Consider the following 24,447-nt stretch of genomic DNA (forward strand, 5'->3'; position numbering starts at 1 on the left):
CACCCACCTCCCGGGGTCCCGCGTACCGCTGGATCCCGCCTGTGGTGTGCCCGAAAGGAGAAAGACGATGTCACACACCGTTGGCCAGGTTCGGGCCGATGTCGAGGAGGCCGCCCGCTGGCTGGCCGGCCGGGTGGTCCGCACACCCGTGCTGCGGTCCCCGGTGATCGACGGTCTGGCCGGCGCTCGGATCCTGCTCAAGGCCGAGAACCTCCAGAACGGCGGCTCGTACAAGATGCGGGGTGCGCTGCGGGCGGTCGGCCGACTCGCAGCCTCCGGCCACACTGGGGTGATCGCGCAGAGCACCGGTAACCACGCGATAGCGGTGGCGTTGGCGGCCCGGGAGCACGGGCTCACGGCCACCGTGGTGCTGCCGGTCGACGCGGCGTCGACGAAGGTCGACCGGGCCCGCGCGGCGGGGGCGCGGGTGGTGCTCGCCGGCACCGACGTCGCGGAGCGGGTGGCGGTGGTCGACGGGCTCAGCGACGAGAGCGGTCACCCGGTCGTCGACGCGTACGACCACCCGGACGTCATCGCCGGGCAGGGCACGGCCAGCCTGGAGTTGATCGAGGAGGCCGAGCGCGCGGGCACACCGCTGGACGCGCTGGTCGTACCGGTCGGTGGTGGTGGCGGGGTGGCCGGCGCGTGCCTGGCCGCCGCCGGCAGGGGCATCGAGGTGTACGGCGTGGAGCCGGTCGGTTGTGACTCGCTCGCCCGCAGCCTGGCGGCAGGTGTTCGCGTCCCGGTCGCGCCGGCGCCCACGATCGCGGACGGGCTGCGGCCGTCCTGTGTGGGTGAGCTGCCGTTCGCCATCGTGCGCGACGTGCTGCGCGGGGTCGTCCGGGTCGACGACGACGAGATCGGGGCGGCGTTCCGGCTGATCCTGATGGAGCTCAAGGTGCTCGCCGAGCCGTCCGGTGCGGCCGGCCTGGCCGGCGCGCTCCGGCTGGCCGGTGACGAGCGCGTGGGTCCCGGTCGGCGGCGGACGGTCGGCGTGGTGCTGACCGGCGGGAACGTGGAGGCGTCAGTGGTGGCTCGGTTGTCCACCCAGCGGTCCGCCACGGTGACGACTGTCGAGGGGATGGCGGCGTGAGCGCGCCTGTTCGGATCGGAATCCTGTTCGGTGGACCGTCGGCGGAGCACGAGGTGTCCTGCGCGTCCGCGCTCGGCGTGGCCCGGGCGCTCGCCGGCGGCGGCTACCGCACTGTCGCCATCGGTGTCACCCGCAGCGGCGGGTTTCGGCTGCTGCCCGACGCGCTGCTGGCCGAGCTGCGCGACCGGCCGGCCGGTGCGCGGGCCATCGACGACCGCCTGGTGGTGTCCGGGCCGTCGGTCGAGCTGCGGGCCGGTCCGCGTCCCGGCGTCGTGCAGGTCTGCGCCGGCAACGCCCCCGGCGCGGTGCACGCCGAGCTGGACGTGGTCTTCCCGGTGCTACACGGCCCGTTCGGTGAGGACGGTGTGGTGCAGGGGCTGTTGGAGGCGCTGAACGTGCCCTACGTGGGGTGCGGCATCCTCGCCTCGGCGGTCGGCATGAACAAGGTGGCGATGAAGCGGGCGTTGCGCGCCGAGGGCGTTCCGGTCACCCCGTACGTCGCGTTCGACGCGCACACCTACCGTGCGGCCGACGACCCGGAGAAGCTGGTCGTCGGGCTGCGCCGGCCGCTCTTCGTGAAGCCGGCCAGCATGGGTTCGTCGATCGGCATCTCCCGCGTCGGCGAGGGTGACGACCTGGCCGCCGCCGTTGAGGAGGCGCTGCGCCACGACCAGCTCGTCATGGTCGAGCAGGGGGTCACCGGCAGGGAGCTGGAGTGCGCGGTCCTCGGTGGCTGGCGCCCCGAGGCGTCGGCGGTGGGCGAGGTACGCGTCGCCGGCGGATGGTTCGACTACCAGCAGAAGTACTTCGGCGACAGCGATCCGATGATCGTCCCCGCGTCGCTGCCGGACGAGGTGACCGCGCGGGTTCGGGAGCTGTCGTTGCGCGCGTTCGCCGCGATCGGCGGTTGGGGCCTGGCCCGGGTGGACTTCTTCTACGACGAGACGACCGGTGAGGTGTACGTCAACGAGCTGAACACCATGCCCGGCTTCACCGCGCACTCGATGTACCCGAAGGTGTGGGCGGCCGTCGGCGTCGCCTACCGGGAGGTGGTGGACCGCCTCGTCGAGCTGGCCCGTGCCCGGCACGCCGAACGGCCGGCGACACCGGTGGGGAACACCCGATGATCCTGCTCTCCGATCCCCGGGTGGCGGCCGTGCCCAGCTCCGACGACGGCGACCCGCTGGTGGACCTGCGTGCGCTGCCGGAGCTGCGCCTCGACGGCCGCGCGGCCGACCCCGCCGGGGCGTACGCCAGGCTGCGCGCGGGAGTCGTGGACCGCCTGCTGGCCGCGCAGCGTGACCTGCCCGCCGGCATGCGCCTGCTGGTCGTCGAGGGTTACCGCCCGTACCAGGCGCAGTTGGCCATCTTCACCGGCTACCGGGACGAGCTGCGCCGACGGCACCCGGACTGGCCCCCGCAGCGACTGCACCGGGAGACCACCAAGTTCGTCTCGCCGGTCGACGTGGCCCCGCACAGCACCGGCGGGGCGGTCGACGTGACCCTGTGCACCGACGGCGGGATGGAGCTGGACCTGGGCACGGCCATCGACGCGACCCCGGAGGACAGTGCAGACGCCTGCTTCACCGACGCGCCCACGATCGGTCGCACCGCCCGCCGAAACCGGCGGATCCTGGTGGACGCTCTCGGCGGCGCGGGGATGGTGAACTACCCGACCGAGTGGTGGCACTGGTCGTACGGGGACCGTTACTGGGCGCTGATCACCGGTGCGCCGCGCACCCGGTACGGGCCGGTGGGCCTGGCCGCCGCACGATCGATACCCGTCCCGGCTGAACGGTAGGGCGCTCCCGTCCGTACCAGGTGAGTGAAGGACACCACCGAGGACGGGAGTGACGGCGATGAGGGTGCAGCGCAGGCACGTGCTGGCGGCGACCGTGGCGGTCGTCGCCGCCGCGGGTGTGGCGGTGGGGACCAGCTTCGGGTTCGCCGGCACCACCCCGGCACGGTCGTCCGTCTGCTCCGGCTCGGTCACGTTCTCGGCGGAGGGCGGTGCGCCGGCGGCCACCAGCGACCGTTTCCCGGTGGGTACCCGGTTGCGGGTGACCAACCTGGACAACAACCGGGCTGCCACGGTGACGGTGACCGGCCCGTCGGGTAGCTGTGTGCTGCTCAACGCCGCCGCCATGGAGCTGGTCCGGGAGCCGGGCAAGAACGTGATCCGCCGCAACGTGGTGGAGCGGCTGGACGGAGCGGCGCCCGTCGGGCAGCCACCTGCCGGCACGGTCCGTCCCGGCGTCGCGTCTCCCGGCGCGCCCGGCCCGGCACCCAGCTCGGCCTGCTCGGGGCCGATTACCTTCTTCGCCGAGGTCGGGGCGCCCGCGGCGACCAGTGGACAGTTCCCGGTGGGCACCCGGCTGCGCGTGACCAACCTGGACAACAACCGGGTGACGACGGTGACGGTGACCGGCCCGTCGGGCAGTTGTGTGCTGCTCAACGACGCGGCGATGGCGCAGATCCGGGAGCCGGGCAAGAACCTCATCCGCCGCAACACGGTCGAGGTCGTCCGCTGACCCTCCAGCCTCAGTCGGCCTGCCAGGTGCCGTCGTCGCGGACCCGGGCCGGTGCGCGGCCCAGCAGCAGAGTCGTCAGCGCGCTGTCGATGGAGTCGCCGAGGAACCACTCGCCGGCCTGATCGAGCGCGAAGACCCGGCCACGCTCGTCCACTGCGAGGATGCTGTCCTGCTGCTCGGTGCCGATCGGAAAGAGGCGTACGCCGAGGACAGCGCCGAAGTCCGCGAGGGTGTCGGCGGTGTGGGCGATGGTGTGCGGGCGGATGTCGAAACGGGAGATCCACACCTGCTCGCCCCGCCCGCGCCGCGCGCCGACCAGGCTGGGAAACGCGGTCAGCGCCTCCACGGCCGCGGGAAAGACCGTGTGCTGATGGGTCAGCCCCGACACGGCGGTGACGTCCCGCACGGCCGCGGCGGCCATGATCTGGTCCCCGATGTGCGGTCGCCACCCGGCCGCGACCAGCGCGTTGGCGACCTCCGCCGGGAAGCGCCCAGGTTCAGGGTCGGTTGCCGCCGGCGCACGCCAGGGTTCGGTGTATGCCCGAGCCGACTCCGGCAGGACGTTGGCGCGCACCAGGAAGGTGATGCACGAGTCGCAGGGCAGCTCGGCGGGGCCACCAGCCGGATCGCCCGGCTCCCGGATCCGGAAGATCTCGAACCGGGCACCCCCCAGCAGCGCCGCCGCCTCGGCCCGACCCATCGGCGCGATGCCCTCGGCGGCCCGGCGGTGGTCGTACTCGTGCAGGACGTCGGAGACCACGATCAGCTCGGCGTGCGACTCCCCGCCCCGGACCAGATCGCCAGGGGGTAGCTGGTCCAGGTAGTCGCGGACCAGCGGGTGATGGTTGAGCGGGACGTCGGCCCTGGTGCCCTGGGCGGTCCAGATCCGCCCGTCGAGCGCCAGATGGGCGGCGGTGTTCGGGGTGGCTGCCCGGTGGATCTCCCGGGCCAGCAGACTCGACGGGTCGACGGTGCGGGGAGAGGCCGGCCCGGTGGGACGGCTGCGTCGGTACAGATCCGCCACCACGTCGCTCGGCACCCGCGGCCAGGTGGTGACAGTGCCGGTCTGCTTGTCGATGACCGTCGTCGGCAGGTCCCCCGGGACCGTACGCACCTCGGTGGGCACCACCGACGTGATGACGAAGCCGAGGTCGAACTCGTCGACCATCGCTGTGCACTCGTGCCCGAGGCGCTGCGAGTCGCGGCGGGCCCAGGTGGCCGCGAGCTGCTCGGCCTGTTGACGGTCGATCACGCACTGAAACTACCGGACTACACGGATCGATGGCAGCCGGTATGGTGCTGCTCTACCGACGGTGACGGGAGGGGCGGCGGTGAGCGAACATGTGGACCGGCACGCCAACCGCGAGCTACGGGCCCGGTTCGACGACGTGTACGGGCAATATCAGCAGCTCAGGTCCGGTTTGGACACCCTGCAGACGAGGCTCGCCGAGCTGCGGGTGACCCGCCGCTCGGCCGACGGGCAGGTCACCGCCACCGTGGGGGCCCGGGGCGAGGTCATCGAGGTCGAGCTGACTCCGGCCGTCTACCGCGAGCGGGACGCCGGGGCGCTCGGCCGAAAAATCACCGAAACGATCCGGGCCGCCGCGACCGCCGCCGCCGACGCCACCCGCGACCTCGTCGCCGAGGCCGTGCCGGCCAACTCCGGCTCGATGGACTTCCTGCGCACCGGCGACTACGCGGCCCTGCTCGGCCGGGCCGACGCCGTGCTCGGCAGGCGTGAGGGGACGGCATGACCGACGGGCAGCTCTGGCTCGATCCGTCCCGGGCGCGTCGGGGCGGTGCCGACCTGGCGCTCGCCGGCGAGGCGGTCACGGCCCGTCGAGCAGCGGAAGGCGGTGCGATCGAGGCCGCCAGCGGTGCCCGGCCCTGGGGCCGCGACGACATCGGCGCCGCTTTCGAACGCAACTACCGCGCGATCGAGCAGACCGTGCTGCGGGCCTGGGCGGGCGTCGGGCATCAGCTCACCGAGTTGGGCGGCGACGTGGTCCGGGCGGTCGACGCGAGCGTGCAGACCGACGGGGCCAGCGCCGCCCGGTTCGGTCGGGTCACCGACCAGCGCTGACGGCCGACGATCCCGATGAGCGTGCTGCCGAGCCCGATCCCGCACCCCCTCGACCACGCACCCTGGGACGTTCCGGGCTGGATCTACGAGGCCCTGGACTGGGTGGTCGGGGTGCAGTGGCCGGAGGGCAACGAGCGGGCCGTCTGGGACGTCGCCGACCAGTGGTACGAGGTCGCCACAGTGCTCGCCGGCCCGCACACCGACGCCGCCACGGCCGCTGCCGAGGTGCACAACGGGTATGGCGGGGTCGGGGCCGTCGACGCGGCGTTCGTGGCGGCCTGGCGGGAGATCGCCGAGGGTGCCGACGCCCCGCTGCCCGTGCTGCTCGCGGTCACCGCCGACCTGGGCCGGCTGGTCGAGGAGTGCGGCTGCGACATCGAGGGCGCCAAGCTGGAAGTCTGGATCGAGCTGGGCATCCTGGTCATCGAGTTGCTCTCGGTGGCGGTCGCGGCGGTGCTGACCGCCGGTGCCGCAACCCCCGCCGCCGGCGCGGCGATGACCGCCACCCGGCTGCTGATCCAGCAGATCTTCAAGCGGCTGATGGGTCAACTGGCCAGCAAGTCCCTCAGACACGGGCTCAAGGAGGCCGGCGAACGGGCCGCCAAGGAGGTCACCCGGGGTGGCGTGCGAGGGCTCGCCAAGCGGGCCACCCGTGGAGGGTTGGAGGAGGCCGCCGAGGAGAGCGGCGTCAGCCTGGCCACCCAGGCGTACCAGAACTCCACCGGGCGGGCGCACGGCCTGGACATGACCGACCTCGGCGCATCGGCGGTCGGCGGGCTCGCCGGCGGGGCCGTGGCTCCGCTCGCCGGCCTGGGCCGGCACGCCACCGGGCGGGCGGCCCGGGTCGGGGAGCACCTGGGGCGGGAGATGACCGGCGAGGTGCTCGCCGACAGCGCTGCCAGCCTGGCCACCGGCCAGGGTCTCACCTCGGTGGAGGACGTGGCACGCGCTGCCGCGTCCGGGGCCACCGGCTCGGCGACCGGCCAGACCGACCACGCGTTACGGGCACGACTCGACGCGCAGGCCAACGCCCTCGCGGGGGCGTCATTCGCCAGCCCGTCGCTTCCGTCCGTGGCGGCGGTGTCGGGGGATTCGGCTCTCTCGGGGGCGGCGTCCTCCTCGGGCGGGGCTGCTTCTCTGGGCGCGGCCTCGTCTGTGGATGGGGCGTCTTCTTCGGGCGCGGCCTCGTCTTCGGGTGCGGCGTCTTCCGGGGGCGCGCCTTCTGCGGCGGGTGTTGTGCCTTCGGGGGAGATCTCGTCGCCGGTGGTGCCGGTGCAGGCGACGGCAGTCGCCGCCACGTCACCTGACCAGCTGACGCCGCTACGCGCCGAGATGCCGACGGAGCCGGGCGTTCACCCGTCGCGGGTGACCGATCTGCCGCCCGTCGCCGCCTCCGCCCTGCCCGCGGTTGCCCCCGAGCTGCACGGGTCGTCACCATCCTCAGTGGGTGCGGTGTCCGGCGTGGACGCCGCCGACCGCTCGCTGCGCCCGTCCGAGCCCACGCCGTCGACGGATGGGCCCCTGTCGAAGGTGGTGGGCGCGGCACACCCGGTCGCGGCCGACCCGACGCTCTCGTCGGTGGCTGCTGATCCGACGCTCTCGTCGGTGGGCACCGATTCGCGGCTCTCGCCGATGGCCGCACCTGCGGCCGGGACCTTCGAGCCGAGCAGCGGACCGGCCACCGGTGTCACGCCGGGCAGTTCGCCGCACACCCCCACCGCTGGCCCGGTCACGTGGTCTCCGTCGACCGGCGCGTCCCCACCGACGACCACCGTCGGCCCGACAACGCCGGTCACCTTCGGTGCCCCAAGCACGACCAACCGCCCGTCGGTCACACCGACGGTGGTGGGCCGATCCGCCGTGCCATCGCGCGCCCCGACACGGGAGGCGCGCCCACCCGACCATCCCGCCAGGGGCAGGGCGTCGATCCCCGTCGAGGTGGTGTTCGGCGATCCGGTCGTGCCAGCGATCGACCCCGACGACTGGTACGCGGCGCAGTGGGCCGCCGAGGCGGAAGCCGCCGAACGGCGGCGCTACCAGGGCCACTACGAGTCGCAACGGACCGGCTTCGAGAACAACCGCCGGCAGGCGGAGGCCACCCGACTGCGCGCCCGGGCCGCGGAGCACGATCGCCGGGCGGTCGAGTACGCCACCTACGCCCGGCAGTTGCACCAAGCAGGTCACCGACAGTGGGCCGACGGCTGGCAGCGGGCCGCGAACGACGAGACACGCGCGTACGCCCAATGGCGTGACCTCGCGGATGCGGTGCTGGCCGGCACCACGGCGCCGCCGGTCGTGGATCTCGGCGCCGGCACCTTCGAGCACGCGAACAGGGACGTCGGCGCGCTCGCGCTCGGCGCGGTGGAAACTGCCGGGCCGTCCCGGCTCACCGGCGACGACGTTCCCCCGCCGATCGACGATTCCCGGCCGTATGGGCGGCCCGGGGGGCTGCGCCCACCGCTCGCCCTGCACCAGGTCGACGTCGAACGGCAGATGCCCCGCGAGTGGGACGGCAGGATCACCCGCACCGCCGACCCCCGACGGGGCGGCTGGTTCCGACTGCTGAACGACGGAGGTCCCGCAGCCGACGCCACCCGGGGCATCAACTGCCTGGACTGCACACTGTCGTTGTTCGAGACCTGGGTGCACGGGCGGCCACGAGTGTCGGCGCCGCGTACCTTCGACGGCTACCTGGACGGGGACATTCGGCGCCCGATCCGCGGCGAGGCAGGCGGCCCGGGCCGGGTGGAGGACGTCACCGGTGGGCGCTTCCAGCAGCTCCTCGCCCCGCCGTCCGGCCAGCGTCCGTACGCCGAGCAGGCACGGCAGGCCGCCGACCGGGGCTACCGCAACCTGCGCGACCAACTGCTGCTGGGAGGCCACGGCAGCTACGCGTTCGTGGTCACCGAGTGGCCGCACGGCGGTTCCCACGCCTGGGTGGCGCTCAACCAGAACGGCACCGTGCTCTACGTCGACCCGCAGAACGGGGTGGTCCAGGACCGTCCCCTGTATCCCGACGTGGTGGGCATCGACGCGCTGGTGCTGAGCGGGGACGGGCGACCGATGCCGCTCGGCGGGCTGCCCCGGGGCCGGTTCAGTGAGCGGCCCGACCTGCCGGACCATCCGTCGACGGACGACAACGGCGGCCACGGTGACCCGTACATCAACCGGATGTACCTGCTGCTGGACGGCCCGGGCTCGGCAGATGTGGGTGACGTTGAGCCCGTCGACACCTCGTCCGGCGCTTTTCGGGGCCACCCCTCGACGAGCGGTCCGGCCCCTGTCGTCTCGATGGCAGACACCCTGGATGAGATCTTCGCGGCCGGAGTGAGTCCCGCCGACTTCGCGGCGGCGATCGACCCGCCTGCGCTCCGTCGTCTGGTACCCGACCTGGATGAGTCGTCGGCGCGGGATGTGGCGCGGCTGTTCGGCGACGGCCGGGTCCGCGACATGCTCGATCACGCACGGAGGGAGCCGCCCGCCAACGAGCCCGAACTGGCCGAGCGTCTGACCCGGGAGTTGGTGCGGCATCCAGACCTGGCGCGCCTGATCCTGTCGGCACCCGAACTCGCGAACTCGCTGACCGCACGCCCGTTGACTCTCTATCACCTGGCTGGTCATCAGCAGGCCATCGACGTCCTCGCCGAGGTGCTCGAAGACGTCGCCCGGTCGGAGGCTGTGTCGTCGGAGGCGGCGACCGACAGGGTCGCGGACCAGCCCCAGCCGACGCCGCTCACCGACGACCAGCGGCGGATCAGCGCGAGTATCCGACTGCCGGATGATTCGGCGAACCAACCGGGATTCGACAAGCGCCGTCAGGCTGACCCCTCATATCGGCAGCATTACCTGGACAGCCTCTACGCGGCGGCAGCGGTCGCCCAGACCGAGCTGAATCAGTTGGCGATGTCCCTGGCCCAGGTCGGTGATCGACGTGTCGGGGAGCCGGGCTGGCGTTCTCAGCCCAAGGACCGTCGCCGTGCCGAGGACAAGGTGGACAAGCATCAGGGCGACGCGTCCATGTTGCTCGATCTGGCGGGTGCGAAAGTCGAGTTCCGTAACCTCGATGACCTCTACGCGGCGCTTGAACGAGTAACCAACCACCCTGCCGCGGTCATCGTAGGCTATGACGATCGCTTCATTTCACCCATGGACAGCGGTTACCGGGATGTGCAGCTCGTGCTCCAGATGAGCAATGGACATCTGGCTGAGTTCCGGCTGCACCTGGCGGCCCTCGACGCAATCGCGGTTTGGGAGCATGTTCTCTATGAGGTTCGTCGCGACGTGGAAGCTCTCGCCGAGATAGATGGCCGAGCCCTGACGGCAAGCGAGCGTGCTATCACAGCCGGTATCCGGCGTCGTGAACGACAGCTGTTCTGGCAAGCATTGCAGTCAACATTCGAGGGGAAAACCTGATGGTTGAGGGTCTGTTACTTCCCTCCTACTACCTCTACTACCACTCCCCGGTCAAGATTGTGGAAACGCCAGATGGAGGTGCCAGAGTGTGGCGCGTCTCCATCGATACGGGTGGCTGGCACGAGAAGAACGAGATCTTTACAGAGATCACGCTAGGCGTTGGGGGAGATATTTTTCGGCGTACCCCTGAGGAGTTCGTGCAGGAGGTGGAGCGCTTTCGGGCTCACTATCTGGAGGGCAACGGCCCGATATTCGCTCTCTACGAGACGATACAGGCGGTCAGAGATGTGGCGAAGGCCGAAGATCGCCACCTGACGTCGAAGGAGCGAGCCCTCATTCACGGGATCCGACAGCGGACGTTCGTGATGTTCGAGGAGCAGCTCCGCGCTGCCGGTGATCCGGGCGCGGACCCTGATATAGCGAGGGCAAAGTAGGCGTTGCTTCGCGAGCGGATCGATGGAAGGGCGGGTCGGTGACGACCGTAGGACTGGACGCTCGGTTGGTGCGGGCGCAGGAACGTTACGAACGGGCGGTGTTCGGTGGCGACGCGAAGCCGCTGGACGAGGCCGAGCGGGATCTCGCGGCGCTGGACGCTGATGTGGCTCTGACCCGTGGCCGGATCCTGCACGCCCGCTTCATCGACACCGGTTCGGAGGACCCTGCGGAGCTGCCGCTCTTCGGACGGGCAGCCGCCATCTACCGCGAGCTGGGCGACGCCCGTGGTGAGGGCGAGTCTCTCTTCTGGGTGGGCGCGGTCCACCAGGTGATCCGGCAGGACCAGGTGACCGCTGCCCCTGCCTTCGCCCGGGCTCGGGAGTTGGCTACCGCGGCGGGGGACGAGCTGACTCTGTCGTACGTGCTGCGGCACCTCTGCTTCGCCGAGCAGGCCGCCGGTCGCGTCGACGCGGCGCGGCAGTTGCTGACGGAGTCGACCCGGCTACGCCGGAAGTTGTCCTTCACCGCGGGGGTGGCGGCGAACCTGATCGGTCTGGCGGACCTGGCGGCGGGCGACGGCGATCGGGACGCCGCCCGTGAGCTGCTCGACGAGGCCGCTGGGCTGGCGGCCGGCAGTGGCGCCCATGGGGTCGGCCGGTGGATCGAGCAGGCCCGCGACCGGTTGGGCCTTGCCTGACCGAACGTAGGTCGCCGCTGTCGCGGAAGGCAGGCGGCGCGGGCGGGAAAGTGGCAGAGCCGAATAACATCGACGCATGGCAAGACCCGGTACGGAGAGCATCAAGTCCAGTCTCTGGGCATGGCCGGTCGGCATCATGATCGGTCTGGCTGTCGGCATTCCCGTTTTCGGTTCGAAGGGCGGGGTGGCCTTCGGTGTCGCCCTCGGGGTTGCCTTCGCGGTCGCCTTCGGTGCGACCAGACGTCGGACCGGCGGCGACCCCGTCGGCGGGGCGGCGGGGCGAGATGTCAGCTCCACGGACGCGGGTCAGGGCAGCATCTCGACTGACGACGCCACCGTGGCTCACGCCGATGGCTCGCGCCGAGGGTGATCGACTCCGGTTTGGTGAAATCGGGGCATCCGGGTCCTTCGGATAGCCCGATTTTCATGAAGTCGAGTGGATCACGGCCGGACGCGGCGCCGGGGCGAGCGGCGGCGGCGCTGGGGCTAGCAGCGCTGAGCCGTGTGGTGGTGCCGGGCAGTGTGGCGGAGGCGGTGGCCGTACAGGAGGAGTTGCGGCCATTGGTCGACCTGGTCGGGCCGGGCCCCAGCGCGCCCGTGACGGTGGCCGGCCTGGACGTCGCGTACGGCCAGGGTGGTGACCTCCTGGCGGCGGCCGTGACGGTGCTGGACGCCGCGACGTTGGAGGTGGTGGATTCCGCGGTCAGCGTGGAAGAGCCCGCGTTCGACTACGTGCCGGGGTTGTTCGCCTTTCGTGAGTTGCCCGCGCTGCTCACCGCGTTGGACCGCCTGAGCGTCCTGCCCGACCTGCTGGTCTGCGACGGGCACGGTCTGGCCCATCCGCGACGGTTCGGGCTGGCCTGCCACCTTGGCGTGGTCACCGGGCTGCCGGCGATCGGGGTGGGGAAGACGCCGCTGGTCGGGACGTGGGATCCGCCGGCCGCCGAGCGGGGTGCGTGGTCGCCGCTGCGCGACGGCGGTGACGTCGTCGGCCGGGTGTTGCGCACCCAGGACGGGGTGAAGCCGGTCTTCGTCAGCGTCGGGCATCGGATGAGCCTGGAGAACGCGACAGCGCAGGTGCTCGCGCTGGCCCCGCGCTACCGGCTGCCGGAGACCACCCGCACCGCCGACCGACTCAGCCGCGACGCCCTCGCCGGCGCCGAACAGACCGACTGACCGCGCCGAGCGCGCCGACCCGACCCCGCCGAGCGCCGACCCGACCCCACCGCGCACGCCGACCCGACCCCACCGCGCGCCGACTGATCGCGCCCGGCGGGCCGGTCGGAACGCGCTCCGGTCGGACCCGTGCCGACCTTCTTCGCAGGTCGGCGGGCCGGGCCGTAAACCGTAACGCCGCACACATCCGGGCCGCTCTATGACCGATGGGGTAGGTGGGCCGGTAGTAGCCTGACCCGCGGACCCCACCCGGGGAGAACGGCGAGGTGATCATGACGGTGCGTCGACGCGCGGCACAGCTCGCGGCGGTCTGCGGTCTGGTGGGCGGCCTGGTGATGCTCGGTGCGTCACCGGCGCTGGCCGACGAGGACTCGGTCCGGGTGGGTGCGGCCAGCAGCTTCGCCGCCGGCGGATCCCCGCAGGGGGTGAACGTGGCGGTGCGCAAGCGCACCAATGGGTGCGTCCTGCTGCGTACCGCGCTGGGTCTGCGTCTTGAGGGTCTTGAGCCAAGCCAGGTGAAGGTCGAGGTCAACGCGGGCGGGCGCTGGTTGCCGGTGGGCGTCTCGGGTGGCGGCGGCACGGTGGCCACCGTGCCGACGTCGCCGACGAAGCCGACCCTGTGCAAGGGCAAGGGCATCACCGTGCGATACCGGGTGGCGTTCGCCGCGGGTGTCCCGGGTGGTCGACTCGTCGTCAGCGGCGCGGGTGTCAGCGCCATCGGTCAGGAGTTGGGTCGGGGCAGCGACACGGCGAAGGTGGCCGGCGCGCGGGTCACCCCGTCGCCGACGCCGTCGAAGAAGCCGACGCCCACCCCGAGCCCGTCCGAGGTCGTGGCCGTCGACGAGGCGGTAAACCCGGCCGCCCCGGGTGTTGTGTCGAGTGCCCCGAACACCACGGCGACTGCCGCGGAGTCGTCCGGAGGAGGTTCGATGGTGATGTTCTTCGGCATCGTGATGGTGGCGGTCGGTCTGCTGCTCATCGTGCTGCTGGTGCGTCGTTCGCGGCAGGACCGCAAGCCGTCCGACCAGTCGCCCGAGATGCTGCCGGGCAACCCCGGTGGCACCACCTACCGCGCCGGCGGTGGGTCGCCGGCCGCGCCCGGTCGCCCCGGCCAGGTGTACGGCCAGCAGCCACCGGCTGCCGGCTGGGGTGCCGTGCCGTCCCCGCGCCCCGCCACCGGTGGGGTCTACGGTGCGCGTCCCGGTGGTGCCGGTGCGGTCCCGGAGGCGACGCAGCCGATGCCGGGGACACCCGGAACTCGACCGCTGCCCGGGGACCCGCCGACGGATGAGGGCGGCCACACTGTCTTCATTCCCCGGCTCCCGGGCTGAGCGGGGCGAGACACGAACCCTCCGTTAGGCTCAGGACCGGTGTCCAACTGCGGCCAAGGAGCGGAACACGTGTCTGATCTGTCCCAGATTGTGAAGGCGTACGACGTCCGAGGGACGGTGCCGGACCAGTGGGACGAGCGGGCCGCCGAGGCACTGGGAGCCGCATTCACCCAGCTGCTCAACTCCACCGACGAGCCGGGCGACGCGGTCGTCGTCGGGTACGACATGCGGGCCACCTCGCCTGGGCTGGCCGCCGCGTTCGCCGCCGGCGTACGGGCCGAGGGGCGCTCGGTGATCGAGATCGGGCTCGCCTCCACCGACCTGCTCTACTTCGCCTCCGGCTCGCTCGACCTGCCCGGTGCGATGTTCACCGCCAGTCACAACCCCGCGCAGTACAACGGCATCAAGATGTGCCGCTCCGGTGCCCGGCCGATCGGCCAGGAGAGCGGCCTGACGGAGATCCGGGATCGGGCCCAGGCCCTCCTGGACTCGGGCGAGGCCCGTCCGGCCGGTGAGCCGACCCAGCCGGTCGAGCGACGTGACATGCTCCCCGACTATGCCGCCTACCTGCGCAAGCTGGTCGACCTCTCGGGCATCCGGCCGCTGAAGGTCGTCGTCGACGCCGGTAACGGGATGGGCGGTTTCACCGTCCCCACCGTGCTGGGCGACGCCGCCCTGTCGCCGCTGCCGCTGGAGATCGTGCCGCTCTACTTCGAGCTGGACGGCAGCTTCCCCAACCACGAGGCCAACCCCCTGGACCCGGCCAACCTGGTCGACCTCCAGCGCGCGGTGGTCGAGCACGGTGCCGACATCGGGCTGGCCTTCGACGGTGACGCCGACCGGTGCTTCGTGGTGGACGAGCGCGGCGAGCCGGTCTCGCCGTCGGCGATCACCGCCCTTGTCGCCGCACGTGAGCTGGCCAAGCACCCGGGCTCCACCGTGATCCACGGTCTGATTACCTCCAGCGCGGTCGCGGAGATCATCCGTGAGCACGGGGGGCAGCCGCTCGTCGCCCGGGTCGGGCACTCCTTCATCAAGGCGGAGATGGCCCGCACCAATGCCGTCTTCGGCGGCGAACACTCCGCGCACTACTACTTCCGTGACTTCTGGTTCGCCGACACCGGAATGCTCGCGGCGATGCACACGCTGGCCGCGTTGGGTGAGCAGTCGCTGCCACTGTCCGTGATGGCCGGCGAGTTCGAGCGTTACGTCGCCTCGGGCGAGATCAACTCGACGGTGGCCGACCAGGCGGCGGCGGTGGCCGAGGTGCGGGCCGCATACCCGGACGCGGTGGCCGACGAGATGGACGGTCTCACCCTGCGATTCCCCGACGGCGCGTGGTTCAACCTGCGCGCCTCCAACACCGAGCCGCTGCTGCGGCTCAACGTCGAGGCGCCCACCCGGGATCGGATGGTCTCGCTCCGGGACGACGTGCTGGACCGCGTTCGCCGATAAGATCGCCTGCGCCGGTCGGCACCGCCGCCGGTGAAGCCGCACACGTGGAAGGAGCCGTGCCATGGCCCTGGATCCGCAGTTGCTCGAGATTCTCGCCTGTCCGGACACGCACCACGCCCCGCTCACCTACGACGCCGAGGCGCAGACGTTGACCTGCACGGAGTGCGGTCGCATCTTCGAGGTCCGCGACGACGTGCCGGTGCTGTTGCTGGACGAGGCGCGCGGCGGCCCCGGGCAGCCGTCGTGATCGACGGTACGGCCGGGGTCAGCGGACGTCGCGATGCCGATGAAGCCCTGCTCGACAACCCGGAGGCGCTGGCCGAGCACGACCCGGGCGGCATGCTCCGGCACACGGCGTCGGCCGGTGCGCAGGTCCGCGAGAGCGCCGCACTGGCTGCCGAGGCGAACCTGGCGGTGCTCGCCGACGACGGGCGGCCCCGAGCCGTGGTCATCGCCGGCATCGGCACGGCGGGGCGTACCGGAGACGTGCTGGCCACGGTCGCCGGACCGCGCTGCCCGGTCCCGATCATCGGGCACCGCAGCGCCGGCGTACCCGGTTGGGTGGGCGCGGCCGACGTGGTGATCGCGGTGAGCGCGTCCGGCCGTAGCCCGGAGGCGCTCGGCGCGGCCGAGGCGGCGCACCGGCGCGGTGCCCGGCTGGTCGCCGTGGGTGCCCCCGACTCGCAGTTGCAGTCGATCGCCGAGCAGGCCCGGGCGCCGTTCATTCCGGTGCCCCGGCGTGCTCCGGCCCGGGCCAGCCTCTGGGCGCTCACCGTGCCGGTGCTGCTCGCGGCCCGTTCCCTCGGGCTCGTGAAGGTCAACGAGGCGGACCTGGCGGAGACCGCGGCCCGGCTCGACGCGGATGCCGACCGCTGCCGGTCCGCCGCCGAGTCCTTCGTCAACCCGGCGAAGTCGCTGGCCCTGGCCCTGGCTGGCTCGATCCCGATCGTCTGGGGCTCGTCCCCACTGGCCACCGTGGCCGCCCGCCGGTTCGGCGACACCCTGTCGGCCAACGCCCGCTACCCGGTGGTCACCGGGGCGCTCGGTGAGGCCGGCCGGGGTCGGGTCGGGCTGCTCGACGGCGTCTTCGGCGGTCTGGCCGAGGGGGAGCGGGACATCTTCGCCGACCCGGCCGAGGACGACGGCGAGGGCACCCGACTGCGGTTGGTGCTGTTGCGCGACGGCGGGCTCAACGCCGAGGACGACACCGACGAGCCCTTCGCCGTCGAGGAGCGCCGCGCGGACGCGGTGCAGACCCTCGCCGAGCGCCGTGGTGTGCGGTGCGACGTGGTGACCGCCGAGGGTGGCTCCGCGTTGGAGCGGCTGGCCTCGCTGATCGCGGTCCCGGACTTTGCCTCGATCTACCTTGCCCTGGCCCATGGGCTGGACCCGATGGCCGTGCCGGCCATCACCGAAATGAAGGAGCTGTCGAACCAGTGAACGAACGCAATGGGCGGCGCATCATGCGCGGACCGTTTGGCTTCGTACGGCGAAGCGGAGCGGTGGCATGAGCGCCAACGGTGGGACGAAGGCGATTGTCGCCGCCCTGCTGGCAAACGTCGGCATCGCCATCACCAAGTTCGTCGCGTTCCTGCTGACCAGCTCGTCGTCGATGTTGGCCGAGTCGGTCCACTCGGTCGCCGACTCCGGCAACCAGGCACTTCTGCTGCTCGGCGGCAAGCGGGCCAAGCGGGCGGCCACCCCGGAGCACCCGTTCGGGTACGGCCGGGAGCGCTACATCTACGCGTTCATCGTGTCCATCGTGCTGTTCAGCATCGGTGGCCTGTTCGCCTTGTACGAGGCGTACCACAAGTGGTCGGATCCGCACGGGATCACCGAGTGGCAATGGGTGCCGATCGTCGTGCTGGTGGCGGCGATCATCATGGAGTCGTTCTCCTTCCGGACCGCCATCAAGGAGTCCAACCACGTCCGGGGCAACCAGTCCTGGGTGCGCTTCATCCGCCGGGCCAAGGCGCCCGAGCTGCCGGTGGTGCTGCTGGAGGACTTTGGCGCCCTGGTCGGTCTGGTGTTCGCGCTGTTCGGTGTGACCATGACGCTGATCACCGGCAACGGTGAGTGGGACGCCGCCGGCACCGCGATGATCGGCGTGCTGCTGGTGCTCATCGCCATCGTGCTGGCAATCGAGACGAAGAGTCTGCTGCTCGGCGAGGGTGCCGAGGCGTCCGACGTCGCCGCCATCGAGCGAGCCGTCACCGAAGGCCCCGAGGTGGAGCGGATCATCCACATGAAGACGCTCTACCTGGGCCCGGAAGAGCTGATGGTGGCCGCGAAGATCGGCGTGCCGGCGTGCGAGAGTGCCCAGGACCTGGCCCGGGGCATCAACGCCGTGGAGGCGCGGATCCGCGCCGCGGTGCCGACCGCCCGGGTGATCTACCTGGAGCCGGACATCTACAGCGTCGCCGCCGCCGAAGCCGGCACCGGCACCGCTGCTGACACCGCCGCGCCGCAGCCAGAGGCCGAGCGGTCCGGGGGCTGACTGGTGGAGCCACTGTACGGACCGATCCGCGACTACGCGTGGGGGTCTCGTTCGGCCATCGCTCTCCTCCAGGGGAGGTCGGTGCCCAGCGAGGGTCCGGAGGCGGAGCTGTGGTTGGGCGCCCATCCGGGCGCCCCGGCCAGCGTGATCCGTTCCGGCCTCCGGGTGAGCCTCTGTGACCTGGTGCGGGACGAGCCGGGGCAGTGGCTCGGCCAGCGGGTGTCCGAGCGGTTCGGCAGTCGCCTGCCGTTCCTGCTCAAGGTCCTCGCGGCCGATGCTCCGCTGAGCCTCCAGGCTCATCCGGACGCCGAGCAGGCCCGGGCTGGCTTCGCGGCGCAGGCCGGGCGCCCCGAGGGGGAGCGCAACTACTCCGACCCGCACCACAAACCGGAGTTGCTGGTCGCGCTCACGCCGTTCGAGGCGCTGTGCGGTTTCCGGGACCCGGCGGAGTCGGCGGAGGCGCTCGCCGCGTTCGGCGTACCGCAGTTGGCGCCGGTGGTCGAGGCGTTGCGGGCCGGGCCGGCGGGGCTGAAGACGGCGGTACGGACGCTGCTCGGCTGGCCGGTCGAGCAGCGCGACGAGTTGTTGGGCGCCGTGCTGGCGTCGTCGGCCGACGGCCCGGACGCGGACCTGGTCCGCCGGCTGGCCAAGGCATACCCGGCCGATCCGGGCGCACTGGTGGCACTGCTGCTGCACCACCTACGACTGGTCGCGGGCGAGGGAATCTGGATGCCGGCCGGCAACCTGCACGCCTACCTGAGCGGCTGCGGGGTGGAGATCATGGCGGCCAGCGACAACGTGCTGCGCGGTGGTCTGACCCCGAAGCGGGTGGACGTCGACGAGTTGCTGCGGGTGCTGCGTTTCGAGGTGCTCGACGATCCGGTGCGGGCTGCCCAGCCGGTGGGCCCGGGTGTGGACTGCTGGCCCGTGCCGGTGGACGACTTCGCGCTGCACCGGGTGCGCGTCGGTGCGGAGGTGCCCTCGGTCACGCTGACGCTGCCCGGTCCCCGGGTGGTCCTCTGCGGTGGCGGTTCGATCACCGTGGACGATGGCGCCGGCGCGGTGACGCTCGCGTCCGGCGAGGCGGCGATCGGCACGGCGGCCGGCGAGCCGTTGCGGGTCAGCGGTGCCGGTGAGGCGTACGTGGCGACCTCTGGGTTGCGCTGACAGGCTCGTCCGGCAACGACACAAGTCCGATTTTCCCGGAATAGCTTGACGCTGCCCTGCCTGAGTGTGACGCTATGAGTACGCAGCGTTATCGCGACGACGGTCCGAGAACGTGCGGGGGAACCAAACCGGGGGGATGCACGGGGCGGGCGGGACGTGGGCGGTTATCCGTCCATCACCGACCGCCCCGTGCGCTGTCCGCAGCCCGTCCCCGGATGCCCGTCGCTGGCGCGCGTAAGGTGGAAGGTCGGCGCAGACATCGTTCGACAGGAGCTTTCATGACCAGCACCCTCCCGGCGTCCGCCAGCGGTACGCCGTCCGAGGCCCGGCCGAGCACGCTCGCCGAAGGCGACTTCAAGGTGGCGGATCTGTCGCTCGCCGAGTTCGGGCGTAAGGAGATTCAGCTCGCCGAGCACGAGATGCCCGGCCTGATGGCGATTCGCCGGGAGTTCGCCGAGGCGCAGCCCCTCGCCGGCGCGCGGATCACCGGCTCGCTGCACATGACCATCCAGACCGCCGTCCTGATCGAGACGCTGGTCGCGCTCGGCGCACAGGTGCGCTGGGCGTCCTGCAACATCTTCTCCACCCAGGACCACGCCGCCGCGGCGATCGTCGTCGGCCCGGAGGGCACCCCAGAGGCCCCGGCCGGCGTGCCGGTGTACGCGTGGAAGGGCGAGACCCTCCCGGAATACTGGTGGTGCACCGAGCAGGTGCTCGCCTGGCCGGACGGTCAGGGCCCGAACATGATCCTCGACGACGGCGGCGACGCCACCCTGCTCGTGCACAAGGGTGCGGAGTTCGAGAAGGCCGGGGCGGTTCCGCCGGTCGAGTCCGCCGACTCCGAGGAGTACGGCGTCATCCTCGAGGTGCTGCACCGCTCGCTCGGCGAGGACAACCAGCGCTGGACCCGGATCTCCGCCGGCATCAAGGGCGTGACGGAGGAGACCACCACCGGCGTGCACCGGCTCTACGAGATGCACCGCGCGGGCACCCTGCTCTTCCCGGCCATCAATGTCAACGACTCGGTGACCAAGAGCAAGTTCGACAACAAGTACGGCTGCCGGCACTCGCTGATCGACGGCCTCAACCGGGCCACCGACGTGCTGATCGGCGGCAAGATGGCCGTGGTGATGGGCTACGGCGACGTGGGCAAGGGGTGTGCCGAGTCGCTGCGCGGCCAGGGTGCCCGGGTCGTGGTGACCGAGGTCGACCCGATCTGCGCGTTGCAGGCCGCGATGGACGGCTACCAGGTCGCCACCCTGGATGACGTGGTCGAGCAGGCGGACATCTTCATCACGGCGACCGGCTGCTTCGACGTCATCACCAACGAGCACATGGCCCGGATGAAGCACCAGGCCATCGTCGGCAACATCGGCCACTTCGACAACGAGATCGACATGGCCGGCCTGGCCAAGCGTTCCGACGTCGAGCGGGTCAACATCAAGCCGCAGGTCGACCTGTGGCGCTTCGCCGACGGGCACGCGATCATCGTGCTCTCCGAGGGCCGCCTGCTGAACCTGGGCAACGCCACCGGCCACCCGAGCTTCGTGATGTCGAACTCGTTCGCGAACCAGACGATCGCCCAGATCGAGCTGTTCACCAAGACCGAGGAATACCCGATCGGCGTCTACGTGCTGCCCAAGCACCTGGACGAGAAGGTGGCCCGGCTGCACCTGGGCGCGCTCGGCGCCAAGCTGAGCACGCTGACCAAGGAGCAGGCCGCGTACCTGGGTGTCTCCACGGAGGGTCCGTTCAAGCCGGATCACTACCGCTACTGATCGACGATTCGGGACCGGGTCGGCTGTTCGCAGCCGGCCCGGTTTCGTCGTTTCCGGCATCAGGGCCGGCGGGGTCAGCCTGACCGAGGGCCGCGGCGGGTGGGGCGGAACCACGTCCAGACGCACCAGGCCAGCCAGCCGACCGACACCACGGTGGCCAGGGCCCGCAGGCGCAACGCGCTGAGCAGCAGCACAACGGCCAGCACCGTCAGCCACGGCAGGAATGCCTTCACGGCGGGGATCCTCCCACAGTCGACCGGGGTGGCCCGCCCTCCCGAGGCCGAAGAGGCTGGTCAACAGGGCGAGTGAGCTTGTCGCGATCGACTTGACGCCAGCCCCGAGCGGGAGGAAGGTATGCCTGCCCTAAGTCAGTTGAGGCGTGCCTAATCAACTCGGAGCCCGGATGTTCGCCACCTACCTGATCGGCCTTCGGGAAGGCCTGGAGGCCACCCTGGTGGTCAGCATTCTGGTCGCCTTCCTGGTGAAGTCGCAGCGTCGGGACCGGTTGCCCCAGGTCTGGGCGGGCGTCGGTCTGGCCGTCGTGCTCTCGGTGCTCTTCGGCTGGCTGATCGAGTACACGTCGACCTCGCTGCTGGCCCGTTCCGAGGACCGGGAGCTGTTCGAGGCGATCACCTCCGTCGCCGCCGTCGTCTTCGTCACTTGGATGATCTTCTGGATGCGCCGGGCTGCCCGGACCATCGCCGGCGAGCTGCGGGGCAAGCTCACCGAGGCGCTGGCCGTCGGGTCCCTCGCGGTCGCCGGCATGGCCTTCCTCGCGGTGATCCGCGAGGGCCTGGAGACGGCACTGATCTTCTACTCGGCCGCCCAGGGCGCGGCCGGCGACAGTCGACCGCTGCTCGCGTTGATCGGCGGCATCGTCACCGCCGTGGTGCTCGGCGTGCTGCTCTACGCCAGCGCCCTGCGGATCAACCTCAGCAAGTTCTTCACCTGGACCGGTGCGCTGCTGATCCTGGTCGCCGCCGGCATCCTCAAGTACGGCGTGCACGACTTCCAGGAGGCCGGCGTCCTGCCCGGCCTGAACGACCTGGCCTTCGACATCACCAGCACGCTCGACCCGAGCACCTGGTACGCCGCCCTGCTCGCCGGAATGTTCAACGTGACTCCCGCGCCCACCGTGCTGGAGACCATCGCCTGGGTCGGGTACGCCGTACCGGTCCTCCTGCTCTTCCTGCGGCCTGCCCGGCGTACGCCGGCACCCGCCGCGACCACCACCGTCACCGAGCGCGGGGCCGAGACCGGCACCGAGGCCGAGGCCGAGGCCGAGGCCGAGGCGGCGTCCACGCCGCAGCGTGCCTGACTCCACGAGGAGAGACAGCTCAGATGCGTACCACCCAGTTCTTCGCGCTGGCCGCCGCCGGCGTGCTGGCGACGGCCGGTCTGGCCGCCTGCTCCGACTCCGACAAGGGTGACTCGACTGCGACCGGCGGACCGATCGTGGTCAAGGCCAGCGACACCGCCTGCGAGGTCGGCACTACCGATCTGGGCGCCGGCACCGCCACCTTCAAGATCACCAACTCCGGCGCGAAGGTGACCGAGTTCTACGTGTACGCCGAGGGCGACCGCGTGCTCGGCGAGGTGGAGAACATCGCCCCCGGGCTCAGCCGTGAGCTGCACGTGGAGCTGCCGGCCGGCACGTACCAGACGGCCTGCAAGCCCGGGATGAGCGGCAAGGGCATCCGGGGCGCGCTCAAGGTCAGCGGGTCGGCGCAGCCGCTCACCGCCGACGCCGCGCTGGGTGACGCCACCGAGAACTACCAGCGCTACGTCAAGAGCCAGACCACCGCGCTTCTCGACAAGACCGAGGAGTTCGTCGGTGCGGTCAAGGCCGGCGACGTTGCCAAGTCCAAGGCGCTCTACCCGGTCGCCCGCACCTACTGGGAGCGGATCGAGCCGGTGGCCGAGATCTTCGGTGACCTCGACCCCAAGATCGACGGCCGCGAGGAGGTCATCGAGGAGGGGATGGAGTTCACCGGCTTCCACCGGATCGAGAAGGACCTCTGGCAGTCCGGCGACATCAGCAAGGACGGCCCGATCGCCGACCGGCTGCTGGTCGACGTCAAGGAGATCGTGGCCAAGGCCAACGCCGAGAAGCTCTCCCCGCTCCAGCTCGCCAACGGCGCGAAGGAACTGCTCGACGAGGTGGCCAGCGGAAAGATCACCGGCGAGGAGGACCGCTACTCGCACACCGACCTGTGGGACTTCGCCGCCAACCTGGAGGGTTCGAAGGCCGCCGTGTCCGCCCTCCGCCCGGCGCTCCAGCAGCGCGCACCGGAGCTGGTCACGCAGCTGGACACCGAGTTCGCCAACGTGGAGGCGCTGCTCGGCAAGCACCGCGACGGCGACGGGTGGAAGCTGCACACCGCGTTGAGCAAGGCCGAGCTCAAGGAGCTCTCCGACGGGATCAACGCGCTCGCCGAGCCGATCAGCAAGGTCGCCGCGGCCGTCGCGAAGTGACCGGATCGCAGAGGGAGTCGAGTCGATGAGCGGAAGCAGGTTCACCCGACGCCGGGCGATCACCCTGGCCGGCGCCGGGGTGGCGGGGGTCGCCGGGGTAGCGGCCGGCGCGGGGGCACTGCTGAACGGCTCCCATGGCCCAGCCGCGGCGAGCGACCACCCGGCCGGGGCGGTGCCGTTCCACGGTGAGCACCAGGCCGGCATCGTCACCCCGGCACAGGACCGGCTGCACTTCGTCGCCTTCGACGTGATCACCAAGGACCGGGCCCGGCTGGTCGAGCTGCTGGAGGAATGGACGGCCGCCGCCGCCCGGATGACCGCGGGGCGGGACGCCGGGATCCTCGGCGCGGTCGGCGGGATGCCGGAGGCCCCACCGGACGACACCGGCGAGGCGCTCGGGCTGTCCCCCTCGCAGCTCACCCTGACGATCGGCTTCGGGCCGACGCTGTTTCGCGACTCCGACGGCCGGGATCGCTTCGGCATCGCCGACCGGCGGCCCGCGGCCCTGGCCGAGCTGCCGAAGTTCCCGGGTGACGCGTTGCAGCCGCAGCTCTCCGGTGGCGACCTCTGCGTGCAGGCGTGCGCCAACGATCCGCAGGTGGCGGTGCACGCGATCCGTAACCTGGCTCGGCTCGGCATGGGCGTGGTGAGCGTCCGCTGGTCGCAGCTCGGCTTCGGGCGTACCTCGTCGACCTCCCGCGACCAGGCCACCGCGCGCAACCTGTTCGGCTTCAAGGACGGCACGGCCAACCTCAAGGCCGAGGACACCGACCTGCTGCGCGACCAGTTGTGGGTGCAGCCGGGCGACGGGCCGGACTGGATGGCCGGGGGCTCGTACCTGGTCACCCGCAAGATCCGGATGCTCGTGGAGACCTGGGACCGCACCTCCCTCGCCGAGCAGGAGGAGATCGTCGGCCGGAGCAAGGGCAGCGGTGCTCCACTCGGTCGGGCCGACGAGTTCGACGAGCCGGACTTCGCGGCGCGCGGCACGGACGGCAAGCCGGTGATCGCCGAGCATGCCCACGTCACGCTGGCCCACCCGAGCCGGAACAGCGGCGCCCAGTTGCTCCGCCGGGGCTACAACTTCGTCGACGGCTCGGACGGCCTCGGCCGGCTCGACGCGGGCCTCTTCTTCATCGCCTACCAGCGCGATCCGCGCCGCCAGTTCGTGCCGATCCAGACCCAGTTGGCCCGGCATGACGTGATGAACGAATACCTGCGGCACGTCTCCAGCGGTGTGTTCGCCTGCCCACCCGGGGTACGCGACGGCGGCGACCACTGGGGGCGCGCCCTCTTCGGGTGACCGTCGTCGAGAT

23 protein-coding genes are annotated in these 24,447 nt (G+C 71.5%); 21 read left to right on the forward strand and 2 right to left on the reverse strand.

What is annotated here, in order from left to right:
- The first annotated feature begins 67 nt into the window (after positions 1–67).
- Genes KBX34_RS00460 through KBX34_RS00475 form a run of 4 tightly spaced genes read left to right on the forward strand, consistent with a single transcriptional unit; the run spans position 68 to position 3,624 of the window.
- Positions 68–1,093: a threonine/serine dehydratase gene (locus tag KBX34_RS00460; protein WP_210922599.1), complete on the forward strand. Its 1,026-nt coding sequence runs from the start codon at positions 68–70 to the stop codon at positions 1,091–1,093.
- Positions 1,090–2,220, forward strand: a complete 1,131-nt coding sequence (locus KBX34_RS00465; RefSeq protein ID WP_210922601.1) for a D-alanine--D-alanine ligase family protein — start codon at positions 1,090–1,092, stop codon at positions 2,218–2,220. Before KBX34_RS00460 ends, KBX34_RS00465 begins: the two co-directional genes overlap by 4 nt.
- Positions 2,217–2,894: a M15 family metallopeptidase gene (locus KBX34_RS00470; protein ID WP_210922603.1), complete on the forward strand. Its 678-nt coding sequence runs from the start codon at positions 2,217–2,219 to the stop codon at positions 2,892–2,894. Before KBX34_RS00465 ends, KBX34_RS00470 begins: the two co-directional genes overlap by 4 nt.
- A gap of 58 nt (positions 2,895–2,952) precedes the next feature.
- Positions 2,953–3,624, forward strand: coding sequence for a hypothetical protein (locus KBX34_RS00475; RefSeq protein WP_210922605.1), 672 nt, complete (start codon positions 2,953–2,955; stop codon positions 3,622–3,624).
- Between the two features lie 10 nt (positions 3,625–3,634).
- On the opposite strand, the gene KBX34_RS00480 is transcribed toward KBX34_RS00475, so the two are convergent.
- A complete protein-coding gene (locus tag KBX34_RS00480; protein ID WP_210922607.1) occupies positions 3,635–4,876 on the reverse strand; it encodes an SUKH-3 domain-containing protein in 1,242 nt (413 codons plus the stop codon).
- A 79-nt stretch (positions 4,877–4,955) separates the two neighbouring features.
- On the opposite strand from KBX34_RS00480, the gene KBX34_RS00485 reads away from it, so the two are divergent.
- The 14 genes from KBX34_RS00485 (at position 4,956) to ahcY (ending at position 20,656) form a co-directional block, all read left to right on the forward strand.
- On the forward strand, positions 4,956–5,378 hold the full coding sequence (locus KBX34_RS00485) for a YbaB/EbfC family nucleoid-associated protein (RefSeq protein ID WP_099850692.1): 423 nt from the start codon (positions 4,956–4,958) through the stop codon (positions 5,376–5,378).
- Positions 5,375–5,707, forward strand: a complete 333-nt coding sequence (locus tag KBX34_RS00490) for a hypothetical protein (RefSeq protein WP_099850694.1) — start codon at positions 5,375–5,377, stop codon at positions 5,705–5,707. Before KBX34_RS00485 ends, KBX34_RS00490 begins: the two co-directional genes overlap by 4 nt.
- A 15-nt stretch (positions 5,708–5,722) precedes the next feature.
- Positions 5,723–10,120, forward strand: coding sequence for a toxin glutamine deamidase domain-containing protein (locus KBX34_RS00495; protein ID WP_210922609.1), 4,398 nt, complete (start codon positions 5,723–5,725; stop codon positions 10,118–10,120).
- Complete coding sequence (locus KBX34_RS00500) at positions 10,120–10,554, forward strand: hypothetical protein (RefSeq protein WP_210922611.1); 435 nt, start codon at positions 10,120–10,122, stop codon at positions 10,552–10,554. Before KBX34_RS00495 ends, KBX34_RS00500 begins: the two co-directional genes overlap by 1 nt.
- A 38-nt stretch (positions 10,555–10,592) precedes the next feature.
- Entirely contained in the window at positions 10,593–11,252 is a 660-nt protein-coding gene (locus tag KBX34_RS00505) for a tetratricopeptide repeat protein (protein ID WP_307871286.1), read from the forward strand.
- A gap of 76 nt (positions 11,253–11,328) precedes the next feature.
- The gene (locus KBX34_RS00510; RefSeq protein WP_210922613.1) at positions 11,329–11,622 is read left to right on the forward strand and encodes a hypothetical protein; all 294 of its coding nucleotides are present in this window, start codon (positions 11,329–11,331) and stop codon (positions 11,620–11,622) included.
- 140 nt (positions 11,623–11,762) lie between these two features.
- A complete protein-coding gene (gene nfi / locus KBX34_RS00515) occupies positions 11,763–12,428 on the forward strand; it encodes a deoxyribonuclease V (protein ID WP_307871300.1) in 666 nt (221 codons plus the stop codon).
- Positions 12,429–12,700: 272 nt separating this feature from the next.
- Positions 12,701–13,759 carry a hypothetical protein gene (locus KBX34_RS00520; protein WP_210922618.1) on the forward strand — a complete coding sequence of 353 codons (1,059 nt, stop codon included), beginning with the start codon at positions 12,701–12,703 and terminating at the stop codon, positions 13,757–13,759.
- A gap of 69 nt (positions 13,760–13,828) precedes the next feature.
- Positions 13,829–15,214: a phosphomannomutase/phosphoglucomutase gene (locus KBX34_RS00525; RefSeq protein ID WP_088946312.1), complete on the forward strand. Its 1,386-nt coding sequence runs from the start codon at positions 13,829–13,831 to the stop codon at positions 15,212–15,214.
- Positions 15,215–15,275: 61 nt separating this feature from the next.
- Positions 15,276–15,461: a Trm112 family protein gene (locus tag KBX34_RS00530; protein WP_030490836.1), complete on the forward strand. Its 186-nt coding sequence runs from the start codon at positions 15,276–15,278 to the stop codon at positions 15,459–15,461.
- Entirely contained in the window at positions 15,458–16,654 is a 1,197-nt protein-coding gene (locus tag KBX34_RS00535; RefSeq protein WP_088946313.1) for an SIS domain-containing protein, read from the forward strand. Before KBX34_RS00530 ends, KBX34_RS00535 begins: the two co-directional genes overlap by 4 nt.
- Before the next feature lie 67 nt (positions 16,655–16,721).
- Positions 16,722–17,711 (forward strand): cation diffusion facilitator family transporter, encoded by a 990-nt coding sequence (locus KBX34_RS00540; RefSeq protein WP_088946314.1) that lies wholly within the window; start codon positions 16,722–16,724, stop codon positions 17,709–17,711.
- 3 nt (positions 17,712–17,714) lie between these two features.
- Positions 17,715–18,878, forward strand: coding sequence for a mannose-6-phosphate isomerase, class I (gene manA / locus KBX34_RS00545; protein ID WP_210922620.1), 1,164 nt, complete (start codon positions 17,715–17,717; stop codon positions 18,876–18,878).
- 278 nt (positions 18,879–19,156) lie between these two features.
- Complete coding sequence (gene ahcY / locus KBX34_RS00550; protein WP_141907969.1) at positions 19,157–20,656, forward strand: adenosylhomocysteinase; 1,500 nt, start codon at positions 19,157–19,159, stop codon at positions 20,654–20,656.
- 74 nt (positions 20,657–20,730) lie between these two features.
- On the opposite strand, the gene KBX34_RS00555 is transcribed toward ahcY, so the two are convergent.
- Positions 20,731–20,889, reverse strand: a complete 159-nt coding sequence (locus KBX34_RS00555; protein WP_172861943.1) for a hypothetical protein — start codon at positions 20,887–20,889, stop codon at positions 20,731–20,733.
- 170 nt (positions 20,890–21,059) lie between these two features.
- Between KBX34_RS00555 and efeU the strand changes: the two genes are divergently transcribed.
- From efeU to efeB, 3 genes are read left to right on the forward strand one after another with little or no spacing between them, the layout of a single operon-like run.
- A complete protein-coding gene (gene efeU / locus KBX34_RS00560) occupies positions 21,060–21,974 on the forward strand; it encodes an iron uptake transporter permease EfeU (protein WP_210793187.1) in 915 nt (304 codons plus the stop codon).
- Positions 21,975–21,997: 23 nt separating this feature from the next.
- Positions 21,998–23,131 (forward strand): iron uptake system protein EfeO, encoded by a 1,134-nt coding sequence (gene efeO / locus KBX34_RS00565; RefSeq protein ID WP_210793186.1) that lies wholly within the window; start codon positions 21,998–22,000, stop codon positions 23,129–23,131.
- A 25-nt stretch (positions 23,132–23,156) separates the two neighbouring features.
- Entirely contained in the window at positions 23,157–24,434 is a 1,278-nt protein-coding gene (gene efeB / locus KBX34_RS00570; RefSeq protein WP_210922621.1) for an iron uptake transporter deferrochelatase/peroxidase subunit, read from the forward strand.
- The last annotated feature ends 13 nt before the right edge of the window (positions 24,435–24,447 follow it).

The organism is Micromonospora sp. M61, from assembly GCF_018070245.1.
Lineage (GTDB): Bacteria > Actinomycetota > Actinomycetes > Mycobacteriales > Micromonosporaceae > Micromonospora > Micromonospora zamorensis.

Excerpts from the sequence above, each read along its gene's own strand:
- KBX34_RS00460 (WP_210922599.1), top strand. The coding sequence starts at position 68 with ATGTCACACACCGTTGGCCAGGTTCGGGCCGATGTCGAGGAGGCCGCC.
- KBX34_RS00470 (WP_210922603.1), top strand. The coding sequence starts at position 2,217 with ATGATCCTGCTCTCCGATCCCCGGGTGGCGGCCGTGCCCAGCTCCGAC.
- KBX34_RS00475 (WP_210922605.1), top strand. The coding sequence starts at position 2,953 with ATGAGGGTGCAGCGCAGGCACGTGCTGGCGGCGACCGTGGCGGTCGTC.
- KBX34_RS00490 (WP_099850694.1), top strand. The coding sequence starts at position 5,375 with ATGACCGACGGGCAGCTCTGGCTCGATCCGTCCCGGGCGCGTCGGGGC.
- KBX34_RS00495 (WP_210922609.1), top strand. The coding sequence starts at position 5,723 with ATGAGCGTGCTGCCGAGCCCGATCCCGCACCCCCTCGACCACGCACCC.
- KBX34_RS00500 (WP_210922611.1), top strand. The coding sequence starts at position 10,120 with ATGGTTGAGGGTCTGTTACTTCCCTCCTACTACCTCTACTACCACTCC.
- KBX34_RS00510 (WP_210922613.1), top strand. The coding sequence starts at position 11,329 with ATGGCAAGACCCGGTACGGAGAGCATCAAGTCCAGTCTCTGGGCATGG.
- KBX34_RS00520 (WP_210922618.1), top strand. The coding sequence starts at position 12,701 with ATGACGGTGCGTCGACGCGCGGCACAGCTCGCGGCGGTCTGCGGTCTG.
- KBX34_RS00530 (WP_030490836.1), top strand. The coding sequence starts at position 15,276 with ATGGCCCTGGATCCGCAGTTGCTCGAGATTCTCGCCTGTCCGGACACG.
- KBX34_RS00540 (WP_088946314.1), top strand. The coding sequence starts at position 16,722 with ATGAGCGCCAACGGTGGGACGAAGGCGATTGTCGCCGCCCTGCTGGCA.
- ahcY (WP_141907969.1), top strand. The coding sequence starts at position 19,157 with ATGACCAGCACCCTCCCGGCGTCCGCCAGCGGTACGCCGTCCGAGGCC.
- efeU (WP_210793187.1), top strand. The coding sequence starts at position 21,060 with ATGTTCGCCACCTACCTGATCGGCCTTCGGGAAGGCCTGGAGGCCACC.
- efeO (WP_210793186.1), top strand. The coding sequence starts at position 21,998 with ATGCGTACCACCCAGTTCTTCGCGCTGGCCGCCGCCGGCGTGCTGGCG.
- efeB (WP_210922621.1), top strand. The coding sequence starts at position 23,157 with ATGAGCGGAAGCAGGTTCACCCGACGCCGGGCGATCACCCTGGCCGGC.